The following is a 14,680-nucleotide window of genomic DNA, read 5'->3' as shown; positions in this document are numbered from 1 at the left end:
TTGATTGATTTGGATTTGACCGCTTGCGCGGTCAAAAAGATTAGTAATACCTATTGACGAGAGCTCGGCTCATATGTGTTATACAACTTTTAACTCGTTTGCCCAATCTTTCCATAAAACACGCCTACCAGGGAATGCAACTTTAGAAAACGGCCAATCATGCTGAAGCCAATTCAAAACTGTTTGGTAAAGAGCCTCATCCAAAGTGAGACTATCATCCCTAACCCACAAATATACTTCACAATCATAATTGTGTGATTGGCTTGGATCTATGTAAACAGAACCTAGGCATTTATCTTTTGAATTGGTAAATACTGAATAAGCAAATGCTTCTCGTGATTCAAACTCTTGTTTATGAACCTTCAAACTTTTTATATTGTCTTCGAGAGTCATATCAATTTTAGGCCAGTCAAACTCTGGGCCAAAAATACCTTGCAATCTTTTTTGGCTAGACCTCACAGCTTCAAAATCTAATTCTGCAACTGCCTCTTCTAACACTCTAAAATGAAAGAAATCACTATCAAAAAGCGTAGGCGCTTCAAAAGATTCAGGAATAAAGGGGTTGGGCATACTCAGCGTAAAATGTTTAACACTCATCAATATCTCATTGATTATAAATAATTTGTATTAAGAAACAATACAAAATCTATTTCAAAGGGAGTAATGGATTGAATAACGACTGCTTGAATGACATATATATTGCGGTTTTATACCAGCAAAACCGCTGATGAGTATTGAGTGAATATAAATTGATATGAAATATCCGGTTTTCAGGCATCGTAAAATGTTCAAAAAATGTTTAACACTCATCAATATCTCATTGATTATAAATAATTTGTATTAAGAAACAATACAAAATCTATTTCAAAGGGAGTAATGGATTGAATAACGACTGCTTGAATGACATATATATTGCGGTTTTATACCAGCAAAACCGCTGATGAGTATTGAGTGAATATAAATTGATATGAAATATCAGATTTTCCGGCATGGTAAAACTAGGCCTATGCCTCGTTTACTTAAATACAGATTAATGATTGTGACTAGCCGACTCCGCGATACCAACTTTGTTGATGTTGATGGGCACATTGCCTAAGGGCACTGGGTTGACCTGCGAAGTTACTATATTGTCGTCTAAAGTTTTGTACTGCTTCGAGCCAAACAGCGGTTTCTATTCCCAATTCGACCAGAATTTTAGGTTGAGTTTTACTTATAGCCCCGCGCTTTTTTGGGTCAATATGTCGCCCACTCCAATCAGCAAGTTCTAGGTAATCCAGCAACTTAAAAGGAGTGGTTTGATTGTTTTGGTTACTGCCAAAGGCCATCAGTTGCTTTGGTTGCTGGGTAGTGTGTTTGGTGTTTTCTGACGTGGACTGTTTTTTGTAGTGTACGATGCGCTCTTGGATTGATGTAAAATCGCTATCTTGCAGGTTTTTCGCCATTTTGGCTCTGATTGGGTTTAAATCGACGTACATCATACAACTGAGTACGGCTTGCTCGTCCAGTAGCGCTTGCGACTTAAAGCGCCCCTCCCAAAATCGGCCTGTGCAGTTATCTTCTTTATTGGCTTCTCTGGCAATAAACTCGTTAAGGTTACGCATATACCAACTGATGTCGTATAAACGATTTCGCCAAACTTCGACCGTTTTATCAACGCTGTACATATAGGCTTCATCGAGTTTTTCACCTTTACGGTAGCGGTCGACCAAGATTGTGCCGTGATACAACTGATACCAGCGTTCTATCACTTCCTCCTTTGACCAGTTTAATGCCCTACTTCTATCGACCCTAAGCACCAAATGGTAATGATTCGACATCACCGCATAGGCCGCAATATCAATGGCAAACACTTGCGATAGCCGTTTAAATCGCTCAACTAACCACACACGTCGATGTTCAAAATTTTGACCTGAGTATTTATCAAAACCCGCTAGAAATGCCCTGCGAACACAGCGACTGATGCAGTGATAGTAAGGTGTGGAATCTAAATCAATTAACGAACGTCTTGCTTGTGCCATGTGAGCCACCAAAACAGAAAGTGATTAATTAAAATTAGGCTCACTATTGTGATTTTTCAACGAGGTTTTTGTGGGTGTCTTGTATTTTTTTCTCTTGTATTTTTTTCGGTAGCGGTCGACCAAGATTGTGCCGTGATACAACTGATACCAGCGTTCTATCACTTCCTCCTTTGACCAGTTTAATGCCCTACTTCTATCGACCCTAAGCACCAAATGGTAATGATTCGACATCACCGCATAGGCCGCAATATCAATGGCAAACACTTGCGATAGCCGTTTAAATCGCTCAACTAACCACACACGTCGATGTTCAAAATTTTGACCTGAGTATTTATCAAAACCCGCTAGAAATGCCCTGCGAACACAGCGACTGATGCAGTGATAGTAAGGTGTGGAATCTAAATCAATTAACGAACGTCTTGCTTGTGCCATGTGAGCCACCAAAACAGAAAGTGATTAATTAAAATTAGGCTCACTATTGTGATTTTTCAACGAGGTTTTTGTGGGTGTCTTGTATTTTTTTTATCTCATTATTTGAGTGCACTTTATTATTTGTAGAACTACAAACTTGTATTAATTTATGAGCTAAATCGACACCAATTCTTAACTTATTCACTATCGAACTCCGGAAATAATTTCTACTTCAGTGTAGAAGTTGGGAGTCCAATTATCTTGTTAGCTACGGATTTTACTTGTTATCAGGATAATTCATACGAAACTTAGGCTTACTCCCCCTTCTGACCGGGTTTAGAGTGTACCTTATTTTTCTAAGCGTGCCATTTTCGTTATATTCAACATAATATTCACTTAATACACCACTTCGAAATACTAAGTACTCATAAACCTCCTTATTATTATTTAGCCAAATTTTCCCATCTGTTATTCTCTTTGTTTTATAGTTTTCCATAATGTGAGAGGTATATTGAAGTTCAGAATCAATTTCTGGATATCCACTCCAAAAAACATAAGCTAAATCATCTGACTTAACCCCTTTAAACTGACCTTTTAAGAGTTCAAAAAAGTAAGTAGTGGCACATGGATCAAAAGAAGTATCTCCTACATCACATTCAGCACTTACAATTTCATAAAGCCCTATATTGCTTTCTATATCACCTTTCTTCATATTTGTACACGCAACCATCGAAGAAAAGACAACAATATATAAAAAAAATTTCATTACACCTCCAACATTAACCAATTACCAATTACCAATTACCAATTACCAATTACCAATTACCAATTACCAATTACCAATTACCAATTACCAATTACCAAGGGTAGCTAATAATAATTCTAGTTTTTTCATCAAGCCAGTCATATATTTTTTTAGCATCTCCTTTTTCAACATGAATACACCCCGCCGTCGCTCCCCCATTCCCTGCATATGTAGCTAGTCCGGGCCATTCATGTATGTAAATACCTCTTTGCCCCCAAATCAAAATAGAGTAATTCATTTGACACGGTACACTTATTTGTCCAATTTCTGGGTAATTGCATACATACTCTTGGCTAAAATACGGGTGTTTTTTTACATTAGGGAAGGCTGGGTTAACAGTCAGGTCTTTAGGGTATTTCACTCCTTTCTTACCTAAGCAACGAAATTTCCCCAGTCCAACACACTCCATCCACCCTTCACATAGGTGATTAAACTTAATATTAATACGTTTCATTTTTTGTTTCCTTTTAAACAATTGCAAAGTAGCTAACAGCTTACTTAGATCCCATAATGGGGTGATAACCCCCCAAACCGGCGGATAAAACATACCCACAATATTCACACCTTTTTTATCTATAGTAAACAAGCAATTATAATGTTAATCGTGACTACGCTTGCTACTATTCGACAAAACGGCGACTAATAATGTTATTGGACACTTCATTAAACACTGTACTCACTCGCAGTATTATTTTAGATAAAAACTGCAGAGCGTCGCTCGCCTTCGCAAGCAAACTGCACCAATGAAAATCTCAAAACTAAAATCTCATAACTCACACCGATGCCACTTCCCCCGTGATCACACCCTAAAAATAGACAATTTATGTCTGTTTTTAATGTTGAGTTCACATCAATTGATTATTTGCAGGGTACAGCGTAATGTCGGTTGCGCTGGGGTGACGAAAACACCAATCACCCCAATATCGGCGTTAACTAATTACTGGGCTAATTCCCAACCAATTCATAAGCACATGTTATAAACACTGCTTTTGGGCCGATTTTAATTGGTTGATAGAGGTAATCAGCTGCGTCACCGTACCGTTGTGATTCTCAACAGACTGCTGAATGGTCAAATCAGTGCGTTGTTTCAATGCCTGTAGAATGGCTTGATAACTCGCCTGCCACTCATTAATTGCAATAATAACTTGCTGATTTTTTTCAAGCATATTTTGCCATGACTGCAGTTGAGCTTGTAATCCCAAGAGTAAGACTTCTTGGCATTGGGCTTGATACTCTGCCACTTGGTAGTCGAACTCTCGTAACTGCAAACTTTCTACTGGCAACACATCAACTAACTTATCCAATGGCGCTAATTGGTGGTATTCGTCTCGCAAGTAGGCTAAGTGATGCAAAGTATAATAATGCGCAGGTTCTATCAGTTGGCTAAAACTAATTAATGCATCGAGATCAGCCGAACTGGTGCCTAACACTTTCATCAAACGTTGTGCTAATTGCTGTTGGTGTAACAAGCCAACATGATCAGCGCCATAACGAGTTATTTCACTCAATCTTTGGTACATATCCCGCTCATCAGTTAACTCTGGAGATGACCAGAAACGCTCGGCAATGGCATAGAGCCTCGGCCAAATTCGGGTATCGAGGTTATCTGTGGTGACCATTTCTGACCAAATAGTTGCTTCTGCACCAAGTACCTGACCAGATTGCGCCCGCTGCTGCTGGGCACTAAGTTGAGTATTAAGCTGGGCAAGTGATGGGCTCGAATGGTTCACCTTGGCCGAAAACGCATACGGCGTATTACCAATAAAGGCATCAAATTGGCTGTCTTTACGAGTGTCGAAGTGCAGCGCTGTCGGGCCCATCCACGTATCGAGCATGACGCGATAACGATCGCCCGTTTGGCTCACTTGATCGCTAATAAATTGGCCTTTACCCTTTATTTCGACTCGGGCATTGAGTGCCTTATGCTGATTTAAAAACACATCAATATGACCCGTCACCGCGCTACCTTTTAAACGAGTTAGATTAAAACTGACGCTTCCCGCTATTTGATGGGCTTTTATCTCCGGCTGAGCGACTGGAGTGGGATGATTACGATAATGGTAACTTGTCCACTGCGGCTGATCGATATAAAAGCCGCTCGAGATCAATCCATCAAAGCCTGCCTCTCGAATGGCCGCTAATGAATGGTGTCCGCGCCACGACTGCACTAAGGTATTTTTTGGTAAACTCGGATGAAGCACTTCATCCCAACCTATCATTTTTTTATTGTATTTAGCTAAAATGATCGCCACTTGCTGATTAAAATAAGCATGTAACGCAGCAGAATCATTGAGATTTTTTTCAGCAATATACTGTTGAATTTTATGGTTTTCCTGCCAATCTCCATCATCGACTTCATCGCCACCTATGTGTAAATACACATCAGGAAACAGCCCTGCTAATTCAGCCACCACGTCATCGATAAATTGATAAACTGCGGGGTTACTTGGGTCTAATAACGGTTTAAACACTCCCCAATGACGCTCTATTTGCGTTAATGTAGTACCACTACCAAGCGATGGATATGCCAATACAATCGCACTCGCATGGCCGGGCACATCAAACTCAGGCACAACGCGAATTCCAAGCTGCGCAGCATAGGCCACTACGTCTTTAATTTGTGCTTGCGAGTAATACAAGCCATCCGATGCCATCTGATGTAATTTAGGGTAACTATTTAATTCGATTCGCCAGCCTTGGTCATCGGTTAAATGCCAATGAAATACATTAAATTTTGCCGACGCTAACCCACGTAAAGTGCGTTTTACATCCTCAAGCGGTAAAAAGTGGCGCACCCCATCAAATAATAACCCACGCCACGGGTACGTCGGCGTATCTCTGATACTGAGCAAGCTCAACTGACGAGGCTGCTCAGCAAAAAATAACAACTGCGACAAAGTCGATAACCCTTGAAGCAAGCCGTATTGATTAGCACTGCTTAAAGTGATGGTCTGTTGATTGATATCCAAACGATAACTTTCGTCCATGCCTAAATAGGGCAAAGGTGAATCCAGTTCGCTCACCACTAACTGTAATTGTGCGCGTGGTTTGGCTGCCCAACTAATGGTTTTAAAATGGCGAGCAAACAATGACTGTTTCAGCAGTGGCTGCAGAGCGGCTTGTTGCGATTGTGCCACATAGATCTGCAAACTTTCATTGAGCTGAATGTGATCCGATTGCACATTAATCTGGCGTGGCATTGGCATCAAAGGCGGGATATTTTCTGCCAAAGCGTCAGATAAAAAACAGCCGATCAAAACAATAAAAATTAGATTACTACACTTATTCATACTGACATCCTTTGACTGATATAGGCTCGATTATCGAACGCGGTTGCACTGTGGTTTCAACTATTGCTCCGGCTCCCAAAATCACTTGGCTGGCTAGCTGATGTGCAGTGCTAATGGCTTGATCAATGTGCTGCTTAAATAAACACTCGGCTAAAAACCCGGCTGAAAAAGCATCGCCGGCTGCGGTCGTATCGACGGCCTGTTTAACAGGGAAAACGGGATAACGATTTAACCGTTGTTGGTGCAACACTAAGGTATCGTCAGTCCCTTGTTTAACAATTAAGAGCTCTGGGCAATACGCTTGATAAAACGCAACCAATTGCTGCTCGCTACAGTGGCCAAACACCCCGAAATGATCATCGTTGGTGACAAAAATTAAATCAGCTGACATCATTGCTTGTTGATAACATTGCTGGGCAAGTGCTTGACTTTGCCATAGCACAGCTCGGTAATTGCTATCAAAAATCACACACCCGCCCGCCGCTTTATACGCCGCAATATAAGTTAAAAAAACCTGCCGATCAGGCTCAGATAAAATCGCCAAACTAATGGCCGAATAATATACGTAATCAAACTGTTTTTCTGTGAGCGCAGATAAAAAAGCCTGATGTCCTTCGAGGCTAAAATACGCAGTGGCAGCGCTGTCTTTTCGATCGTAATGAAATACACGCTCGCCTTGTTCATTGGTCTTGATCCCGTACACACCCAAGGTTCTCGTCGTCGAATTAAGTAAATATTGTAAATCTAATTGCTGACGCTGCCAGGTAGAAAGCGCGTTGATGCTGAGCTCATCACTGCCAATCGCTGACACAAAATACACTTGCGCTAACGGCATTAATAAGCGCTTTAAATACACTGCACTGTTGTAAGTATCGCCGCCAAAACGGACTGTGTTATCAGGTGATAATTCATGCATGGCCTCACCAAAGAATGCAATTTTAATCATGGTTCATTGCCTCGCGCTGTGCGTTTAGTACCGCTAATGCTTGCTCAGGACTCTGCGTTTGAGTGGGTGTTAATAATGTCACGAGGGCGGCGAGTGCCGCTGATAGTGTGGTCGCTGGAATAATTGGGTTACTCCAATAGGCCAGCCAATTTGGCGTTAAAATAATCGCCAGCGAGACCAACACCGAGACGCCCAGTGCCGCCATCGCCCCTTGCCAATTGAACCGAGGCCAAAAATGACCAAACAATACACACACACATAAACCCGACATCAAGGTCGAAATCATATTAGTGATGTAACCAATGACGTCATCGGTTAATAAAGCCAGTAACAACGCAATGGCAATCGTGCCGACTAAGCCAAGTCGCGATAACAAGACGACCTCACGGGCGTGAGGCATCCGTTTAAACACTAAGCTGTGTAAATCGCGCACCAGTACACTCACAGCAGCAATGGCATCAGAGCTGGCACTCGAAATAGTGGCAGACAAGCCAGCAATAATGACTAATGCAGCCAAACCAAAGGGTAATAATTCAAATGCCATAAAGGGAAACGCAAACGCGGCATTGTCGAGCGAAGAATTGAGTGCATACGCCGCCATACCAATAATTGCGGGCACTGCAGCAAAGAGGAGATATAAACCACCAGAGGTATAAAAAGACTGGCGAATACTTCTAACGTGTTGGCCTGAGTAAATACGCTGGCGAAACGAAGGAGCGACTAACACTCCCACAAACACCGCTAAAAATAAAGACAGCCCTTTTAATAGACCTAGATTATCGAGGGATAAAAAGCTCTGGTTAAGCACTGGTTGCGCACTGACCATCGCATCTAATCCGCCCACTTCGTACAAGGCTACTCCGGCCATTAAGAAAAACCCAATAAAGAGAATTACGGCCTGAATTGAGTCTGTCCAAACAACCGCCACATAGCCACCAATGACGACATATACACTAAAACCAATGGCAATTAATAACTTAGCATAAAATGGTGATAAGCCAGTGAGCCATGCCAAGTACATTCCACCACCTAAAATATGCGCGCCAAGCCAGCCAATACTGGCGATAAAAATAAACACCGCGATGGTATTTTTAACTATGGGATGCGCCCCGACATAAAACGACACTTCTTCACTCATGGTCATAAATTGATAGTCACGTACTGGCGCGAAAACCTTTGCAAGTACCAAAATGCCGCACGCCCCACCTAAGCCATAAATCATCCCAGCCCAACCATTTAGATATGCAAACCCCACCGCCCCCATCGATGAACCTGTGCCAACCATAGTGGCGACTGTCGTCCCTAATGTCAGAAAAAATGGCAGGTTTCGCCCACCGAGTAAAAAATCATCACCACTCTTATTTTGGCGGCTGACCCACCAGCCAAACCAAATCATAAAACCTAAATAGCCGATAAAGGCGACCAACACATCCCATTTCATTGCGTACTCTTTCTTATTATTGGTGGTACTTATTGATGAATTACAACGTATTCACTTATTAATCCCGCTGAGTTCGGGAGGCTCAACGGGAATGATTTGTTATGGTGCTTTATAACAAGTGACATCGACCTCAACTTTGCAGTCGACCACTAAATCCGCCACAGCACAAATTCGCGCCGGCGGGTGCGCTCCAAAAAACTCTTTAAACACTTTGTTAAACGACTGAAAGTAACGTGAATCTGTTAAAATCACCGTGACATGCACTACATCTTCTAGGTCATAACCCGATTCAGTCATAATATCGACACAGTTTTGAATGGCTAAGCGCGATTGCTCAATAATGCCACCTTCAACCACTTCACCGTCTGTCATTGGGGTTTGCCCCGAGACCATTAACCACCCACCTGCCTCTACTGCGCGAGCAAAAGGTAAATGTTGCCCACCGGTGCCTGTGCCACCTTCAATGCCTATTCGTCTAATCATGTGTAACTCCTTGTGACGTTAAAAATTTACCCGAGTAAGCAGGTAAGATCTGTTTATCAATTAAAGTGGCTTGACCATTAGTCCAAACCCGCAAAATCCCTGCTGCAGCCACCGCAGGTTCCAAAAAAGTGGCATTGTCGATAATGGTATTGGCATCAAATAGCACCAAATCAGCAAAGGCCCCGACTTTAATTATCCCGCGGTCTTTTAAGCGATAATTTTCTGCGCTCAACCCAGTCATTTTATGTATCGCGGTTGCCAGTGAAAACAGCCCCTCGTCGCGACTATAATGGCCCAGTACACGAGGAAATGAGCCCCATAATCGGGGGTGAGGATGCGGATCACAGGGCAAACCATCGGATCCAATCATGGTTTTCTCAAAGGCTAAAATTGTTTGCACATCCGTTTCGTTTAAACCGTGGTAAACCGCGCCTGCAGGGTGTAATTGTTTGGCCGCATCAATGATGCTCATATGCCATTGCGCGGCAATATCAGCCAACAATTGTTCGGCCATTTCTGGATGCGGCTCAGACCAAGTGATAAAAATATCAAAGTCGTTAGTCACTTGGTTAAGATCTAAGGTGCTCGAACTCGCGGCATACGGATACGCATCACAACTGCAGGTTGAGTGAGCGCCTTGCTGCGAAAATTTCGCCAACAGTTCAGGTGCTCGTCCCCAATTATTTTTACCGGCACACTTCAAATGCGAAATAATCACTTTGATACCAAAATGGGTTTCCATGGCAAACGCTTCATCCATAGCCTCCAATACGCCATCAAATTCGGTTCGTAAATGTGTGGTATAGAGCGCCCCGTGCTGCTTTAAAATTTCGCCAAAAGCATGGATTTCTTTTGTAGGTGCACATTGTGCATTATGGTAAGCCAACCCCGTACTGAGCCCTAGCGCCCCTTCTTGTAAAGCTTGTTCTAGTTGGGCCTGCATCGCGGCTATTTCGTCGCTGTTAGCTGCACGGTGCAAATTATCCATTACATTATTTCGTAACGTAGTGTGCCCCACTAACGCAGCCACATTGACGTTTGCTTTTTGCACATTAAACGCCGCAATATAATCGCGCATTTGTGGAAATGTAAATTCTGCTTGTTCACCCAATAAATTCATCGGATCGGGAGCCGGTGTGGTTAAGTTTGCAGGCGCTGCGCTGATCCCACAATTACCTGTGATAACCGTTGTCACTCCTTGGCTAATTTTTGCGGCCATCTCTGGATTTCGCAGCAGTTCTAAATCATCATGGGTGTGAACATCAATAAAACCGGGGGCTAAGCATAAGCCATTCGCGTTAATGGTTTCGTTCGCTTGAATATGCGCTAACTCGCCGATTGCTACAATTCGTTCACCTAACAAAGCCACATCCATGTGCACAGGCTCTGTCCCTGAGCCATCAAACACTGTGGCTTGCAGGATCAGGGTATCAACAGGGGGTGAGCATCCATTCTCCATCTTCAATCTCCTAACGGTGCTCTGTCTGGTCCTTGACGATATTCATCGAGTTCATGTTTGATACGACGGAGTTTTTCTCGTGATTTTTTCTGAGTCAAAATAGCCACTTCACTGGCAAGCACATCCACCGCAGCTAACATCGCATATCGTGCAGTACTTGGAGTAAAAATATAATCTGATTCGTTGGTTTTTATCGGTAAATGAATACTGGCCACATTTGCCAATGTGCTGTCGGGGCAAATTGCGATGACTTTAGCGCCATAATCTTTGGCAATGCTGGCCGCATCAATCAAATCTTGGGGTAAACCAGTCAGCGATAACACTACCACCACATCACTGACATCAACACTGGCTGCAGTCATGCGCATCATTACCGGATCACTGTATGCATTACTGAGCACATCAAGTCGAAACAATCGGTTATGGCACTCTTGCGCCACCACAGAGCTTCCCCCACCAACACCAAAAATTAAGGTGTGACGACCCTCGGCAATGCAACGCGCTGCAGCTTCGATATTGACTTGTTCTATCAGTCCGGCGTTGATATCTAAAATATCGTGGATCGCTTGGTAAATCGCGGGAATATCTTCCCGTTGTGTGTTTTTCTCACTAATAAATCGCTCACCTACGGCCAGCGATTGTGCCAACTGTAGTTTCATATCTCGTACGTTGTCACAATCAAGGGCTTTAGCTAAGCGTGTGATTGAGGCATGACTCACTTCGGCTTTCAGCGCTAAATCACTAATGCTTGCCGAAGCCGCATACTGTAAATTTTCTAAAATAAACTGCGCAACTCGTTGTTCTGATTGTCGTAAATGCCCTAAGCGCTCTTTTATACGCGAAACAATATCCAATTCTATTTTCTCCTAGAAAAAGGTTTCAATCACATCAATCACTGTAAAGTCATCATCGATTACATTGATGTAACGCCATTTATCAAAAGTCAGGCATGGGTGAGAGGTACCAAAGGCGATAATATCGCCAACGGCTAATTTTGCTTGAGGATCGCAGTGCAGCATGGCATGTTGATCCATAATTTTTTCTATATGCCAGCCAGCAGTGACAGCCGTCACGTCACCATATTGATTAATGTGCAAATTGGGGGTCGGTAACCCAGCATCAAACGCGACATCTCGTTTGCCCATGCCAATAATCGCTCGGCCTGGTTCAGGGATTGATTGCACATAGGCCCAAATTTCAAGGCACGATTGCAAGTCACTCCCAATGTTACAAGCCAATGGGTTTCGCGCGAGCACTTGTTGTTGCGCGTCTTCATATATTCCCTGATCGTGAGCAACATAACAGCCAGGGCGGATCACCGGTACCATATTGGCGAGCAAGTTTTTCGGCGCAAATGCTTCACAAACCACATCATACCAAGCCGACCCACCTGCGGTTATCATGATTTGTTCCGTATCAAATGCACCACAAAGCATTAGCCGCTTACACTCAGAGACGGCATGATTCAAAAATTCGCGCACCCCTTGCTCATTGACCAATACACCTTCATAAACTTCGACTCCAGCTAATTGCAAAAAATCACAGTGGCTCAAAGTCGTCACAACCTGCATAAGCTGCGATGGTTCAACCACGCCGCAGCGCCCGCCAGCAACACCTAATTCAATGAGTACATTAATTGATAATTGCTGGGCACTAAAAAATTCATCTAACCAAACAGCATTGTCTACATTGTCGACTAAACAGTAAAACTCAACCTGATATTGGGTTAAGAGCTCAGCTAAAAACTGACAGTTAGCCCGCCCCACCAGCTGATTGGCCATGATAATTCGATTAGCGCCAGCCTCAGCTGCCACCCAAGCTTGATGGACAGTGGCTACAGTGATGGCATATGCACCAGCAGCGAGTTGCTTTTTAAAAATATCTGGCGCCATAGTGGTTTTACCATGGGGAGAAAATTTTACTTGGCTTTGTGCTGCAAAATGAGCCATCCAAGCAATGTTATTGTCTAAACGGCTTTGATATATACATGCACATGGCAAACTAACTTGTTGTCGTGCCACATTTAAACGCATTGGTGATTCAGAATTAACATAACCAAGACCTTTATTGACCGCTTTGCACTGGCTTGCTTGTGTTGCAACCTTGTTTGTCATAATAAAAAACTCAATTTGGTATTTGCTTTTGAATGGCTCTCGATTTTAATGAAGTCAATGTTAATTAATAACAAACAAACAATCAACAAAAGTTATAAAATAACAAAAATATGTGTTAGCTATACACTCAGCGCAGTAGAAAAGCTGATTGGCTGATTTCGAACTCAGATGTCAGATAAGAAACATTCTATAAATAGGGGCCACTGTTAGGCGACAACCCGTTACGTTAAAGCTGAATTTGGCACGCTTCTGCCCAGAAGGTAAAACTTTTATGCTCCAAGGTGTTGAGTTTTAATCTCTCGCACTGAGTGCGACATAGTCAAATACCCAACCGGTGGCGCCCATTGAGCTACACCGGTTTTCTCTGTTTAAGATTAATTTATAACAAGGCTGAGAGGTGTATTGAGATTAATTCATGCCAAAAAACACAATAAACGGATAACCACTTTCGCTCTTAACCGCCGCAACAGAGCCATCGTAATTGAGCAACTTTAAAAGAACTCACACAGCAAGTGAGCTAGCTAAGGATTATTTAAAAATAGGCTGTCTAATTTGAAATGAGGCAATGCCATGGGGGGAATAAAAAGCCATCCTTGGCTCATAGCTCCTACATTCATCCTGAACGATCACACATCCTGTGTGTTCCTGATGCTTCATAGCTCGGGTTATGTGTTTTTAAGCATGGTTTAACGCTTCCAAAATTAAATACACTCAACTGGCTAGTACGAATCAGGATCCTGTTTGCTCATCTTGAGCATGTCCGTAACATCAAAACTCCGTTGATGGGTCCTTTGCTATCAAACGACGCAGCGTTGATAACATTCCTTCCTTGGTTATCGTTGCAATAAAATTATCGGGGGCACTCATGCAATGGCGGATAATTTACCAAGTTGATGATTTTTATCCTATTACAACCTATTACAATACCGTTTAATTTCTAACCATGCAGATCTTTCAGCTCTAAAATCATGGCTAAATCAAATCAAGTAACCACCCAAATAATTACGACTAAACATGACGTTTGTCATGTTCAATTACTGACAACTAACACTAAAAAAAACCACTTTTTTTGCCAATACTTGCTTTATCTAAACAAGGAGGAAAAATCATGCAACACACATCATTAGAACAACAATTAAATGATTATCGCCAACAACGAGCGCTTGCAATGCCATTAACAGGTATGATTATTTGGAGTGTGTTGTTTATATTAAGTTTTTTACTACCTGTAAAAGACATGGTGTTAACCCTGTTTATTGGTACAGGCTCTATCGTTTACGTCGCTATGGGGGTTTCTAGACTGACAGGCGAAAACATGACGTTTAAAAAACAAGCTAACCGTAATTTTTTTGAAAGCCTATTTTTAGCTTCTGTAGCAATGAGTTTTTTAGTCTTTAGTATTAGCATTCCATTTATAATGGAAAATCACCTCGCGCAGCCTTTTGCCTTAGCAGTTCAAAGTGGGTTAATGTGGCTGGTATACGGTGCAATCACTGGGCATAAAATTGCAATTTTTCATGCAGTTGTCAGAACAGTTTGTTGCACAGCCGCTTTCTTTCTTTGGCCACAATACAGCTTTCATATTCAACCTTTGATTGTCGTGTGCTGTTACGCCTTCACGATCCCTGTGATGGAACAACGCTGGCACATACACCAACAATCTTTGGCACATAGTTAAGAATATACGCAGTATTACCTGATATCGTTATTCAG

At 42.4% G+C, this 14,680-nt stretch carries 13 protein-coding genes; 1 reads left to right on the top strand and 12 read right to left on the bottom strand.

Annotation, left to right across the window (positions count from 1 at the left end):
* Window positions 1-78: 78 nt before the first annotated feature.
* The 12 genes from AC3KVK_RS07595 to AC3KVK_RS07540 form a co-directional block, all read right to left on the bottom strand.
* A complete protein-coding gene (locus AC3KVK_RS07595) occupies window positions 79-570 on the bottom strand; it encodes a hypothetical protein (RefSeq protein WP_490312447.1) in 492 nt (163 codons plus the stop codon).
* Window positions 571-1,043: 473 nt separating this feature from the next.
* Entirely contained in the window at window positions 1,044-2,018 is a 975-nt protein-coding gene (locus AC3KVK_RS07590) for a transposase (RefSeq protein ID WP_490312367.1), read from the bottom strand.
* 24 nt (window positions 2,019-2,042) lie between these two features.
* Complete coding sequence (locus AC3KVK_RS07585) at window positions 2,043-2,450, bottom strand: transposase (RefSeq protein ID WP_490312366.1); 408 nt, start codon at window positions 2,448-2,450, stop codon at window positions 2,043-2,045.
* A gap of 256 nt (window positions 2,451-2,706) precedes the next feature.
* Window positions 2,707-3,195 carry a hypothetical protein gene (locus AC3KVK_RS07580; protein ID WP_490312365.1) on the bottom strand — a complete coding sequence of 163 codons (489 nt, stop codon included), beginning with the start codon at window positions 3,193-3,195 and terminating at the stop codon, window positions 2,707-2,709.
* Window positions 3,196-3,286: 91 nt separating this feature from the next.
* Window positions 3,287-3,688, bottom strand: coding sequence for a L,D-transpeptidase family protein (locus AC3KVK_RS07575; protein WP_490312364.1), 402 nt, complete (start codon window positions 3,686-3,688; stop codon window positions 3,287-3,289).
* 520 nt (window positions 3,689-4,208) lie between these two features.
* Window positions 4,209-6,524 (bottom strand): family 20 glycosylhydrolase, encoded by a 2,316-nt coding sequence (locus AC3KVK_RS07570; protein ID WP_490312363.1) that lies wholly within the window; start codon window positions 6,522-6,524, stop codon window positions 4,209-4,211.
* On the bottom strand, window positions 6,517-7,470 hold the full coding sequence (locus AC3KVK_RS07565) for a sugar kinase (RefSeq protein ID WP_490312362.1): 954 nt from the start codon (window positions 7,468-7,470) through the stop codon (window positions 6,517-6,519). The genes AC3KVK_RS07570 and AC3KVK_RS07565 overlap by 8 nt, the downstream gene beginning before the upstream one ends.
* A complete protein-coding gene (locus AC3KVK_RS07560; protein WP_490312361.1) occupies window positions 7,463-8,911 on the bottom strand; it encodes a sodium:solute symporter family protein in 1,449 nt (482 codons plus the stop codon). The genes AC3KVK_RS07565 and AC3KVK_RS07560 overlap by 8 nt, the downstream gene beginning before the upstream one ends.
* Before the next feature lie 99 nt (window positions 8,912-9,010).
* On the bottom strand, window positions 9,011-9,394 hold the full coding sequence (locus AC3KVK_RS07555; RefSeq protein ID WP_490312360.1) for a RidA family protein: 384 nt from the start codon (window positions 9,392-9,394) through the stop codon (window positions 9,011-9,013).
* Window positions 9,387-10,853, bottom strand: a complete 1,467-nt coding sequence (locus tag AC3KVK_RS07550) for an N-acyl-D-amino-acid deacylase family protein (protein WP_490312359.1) — start codon at window positions 10,851-10,853, stop codon at window positions 9,387-9,389. Before AC3KVK_RS07550 ends, AC3KVK_RS07555 begins: the two co-directional genes overlap by 8 nt.
* Before the next feature lie 2 nt (window positions 10,854-10,855).
* Window positions 10,856-11,707 (bottom strand): MurR/RpiR family transcriptional regulator, encoded by an 852-nt coding sequence (locus AC3KVK_RS07545; RefSeq protein WP_490312358.1) that lies wholly within the window; start codon window positions 11,705-11,707, stop codon window positions 10,856-10,858.
* A 12-nt stretch (window positions 11,708-11,719) separates the two neighbouring features.
* Window positions 11,720-12,967 (bottom strand): amino acid deaminase, encoded by a 1,248-nt coding sequence (locus AC3KVK_RS07540; RefSeq protein ID WP_490312357.1) that lies wholly within the window; start codon window positions 12,965-12,967, stop codon window positions 11,720-11,722.
* Window positions 12,968-14,075: 1,108 nt separating this feature from the next.
* Here AC3KVK_RS07540 and AC3KVK_RS07535 point away from each other — a divergent pair.
* Window positions 14,076-14,645: a DUF7010 family protein gene (locus AC3KVK_RS07535; RefSeq protein WP_490312356.1), complete on the top strand. Its 570-nt coding sequence runs from the start codon at window positions 14,076-14,078 to the stop codon at window positions 14,643-14,645.
* The last annotated feature ends 35 nt before the right edge of the window (window positions 14,646-14,680 follow it).

The organism is Pseudoalteromonas sp. J2K-J979 (assembly GCF_058169715.2).
This window is presented reverse-complemented; position numbering and strand designations above follow the sequence as displayed.

Bases quoted from the DNA above. Each gene is read 5' to 3' on its own strand.
- AC3KVK_RS07595 (WP_490312447.1), bottom strand. From the start codon at position 570: ATGCCCAACCCCTTTATTCCTGAATCTTTTGAAGCGCCTACGCTTTTT.
- AC3KVK_RS07590 (WP_490312367.1), bottom strand. From the start codon at position 2,018: ATGGCACAAGCAAGACGTTCGTTAATTGATTTAGATTCCACACCTTAC.
- AC3KVK_RS07585 (WP_490312366.1), bottom strand. From the start codon at position 2,450: ATGGCACAAGCAAGACGTTCGTTAATTGATTTAGATTCCACACCTTAC.
- AC3KVK_RS07580 (WP_490312365.1), bottom strand. From the start codon at position 3,195: ATGAAATTTTTTTTATATATTGTTGTCTTTTCTTCGATGGTTGCGTGT.
- AC3KVK_RS07575 (WP_490312364.1), bottom strand. From the start codon at position 3,688: ATGAAACGTATTAATATTAAGTTTAATCACCTATGTGAAGGGTGGATG.
- AC3KVK_RS07570 (WP_490312363.1), bottom strand. From the start codon at position 6,524: ATGAATAAGTGTAGTAATCTAATTTTTATTGTTTTGATCGGCTGTTTT.
- AC3KVK_RS07565 (WP_490312362.1), bottom strand. From the start codon at position 7,470: ATGATTAAAATTGCATTCTTTGGTGAGGCCATGCATGAATTATCACCT.
- AC3KVK_RS07560 (WP_490312361.1), bottom strand. From the start codon at position 8,911: ATGAAATGGGATGTGTTGGTCGCCTTTATCGGCTATTTAGGTTTTATG.
- AC3KVK_RS07555 (WP_490312360.1), bottom strand. From the start codon at position 9,394: ATGATTAGACGAATAGGCATTGAAGGTGGCACAGGCACCGGTGGGCAA.
- AC3KVK_RS07550 (WP_490312359.1), bottom strand. From the start codon at position 10,853: ATGGAGAATGGATGCTCACCCCCTGTTGATACCCTGATCCTGCAAGCC.
- AC3KVK_RS07540 (WP_490312357.1), bottom strand. From the start codon at position 12,967: ATGACAAACAAGGTTGCAACACAAGCAAGCCAGTGCAAAGCGGTCAAT.
- AC3KVK_RS07535 (WP_490312356.1), top strand. From the start codon at position 14,076: ATGCAACACACATCATTAGAACAACAATTAAATGATTATCGCCAACAA.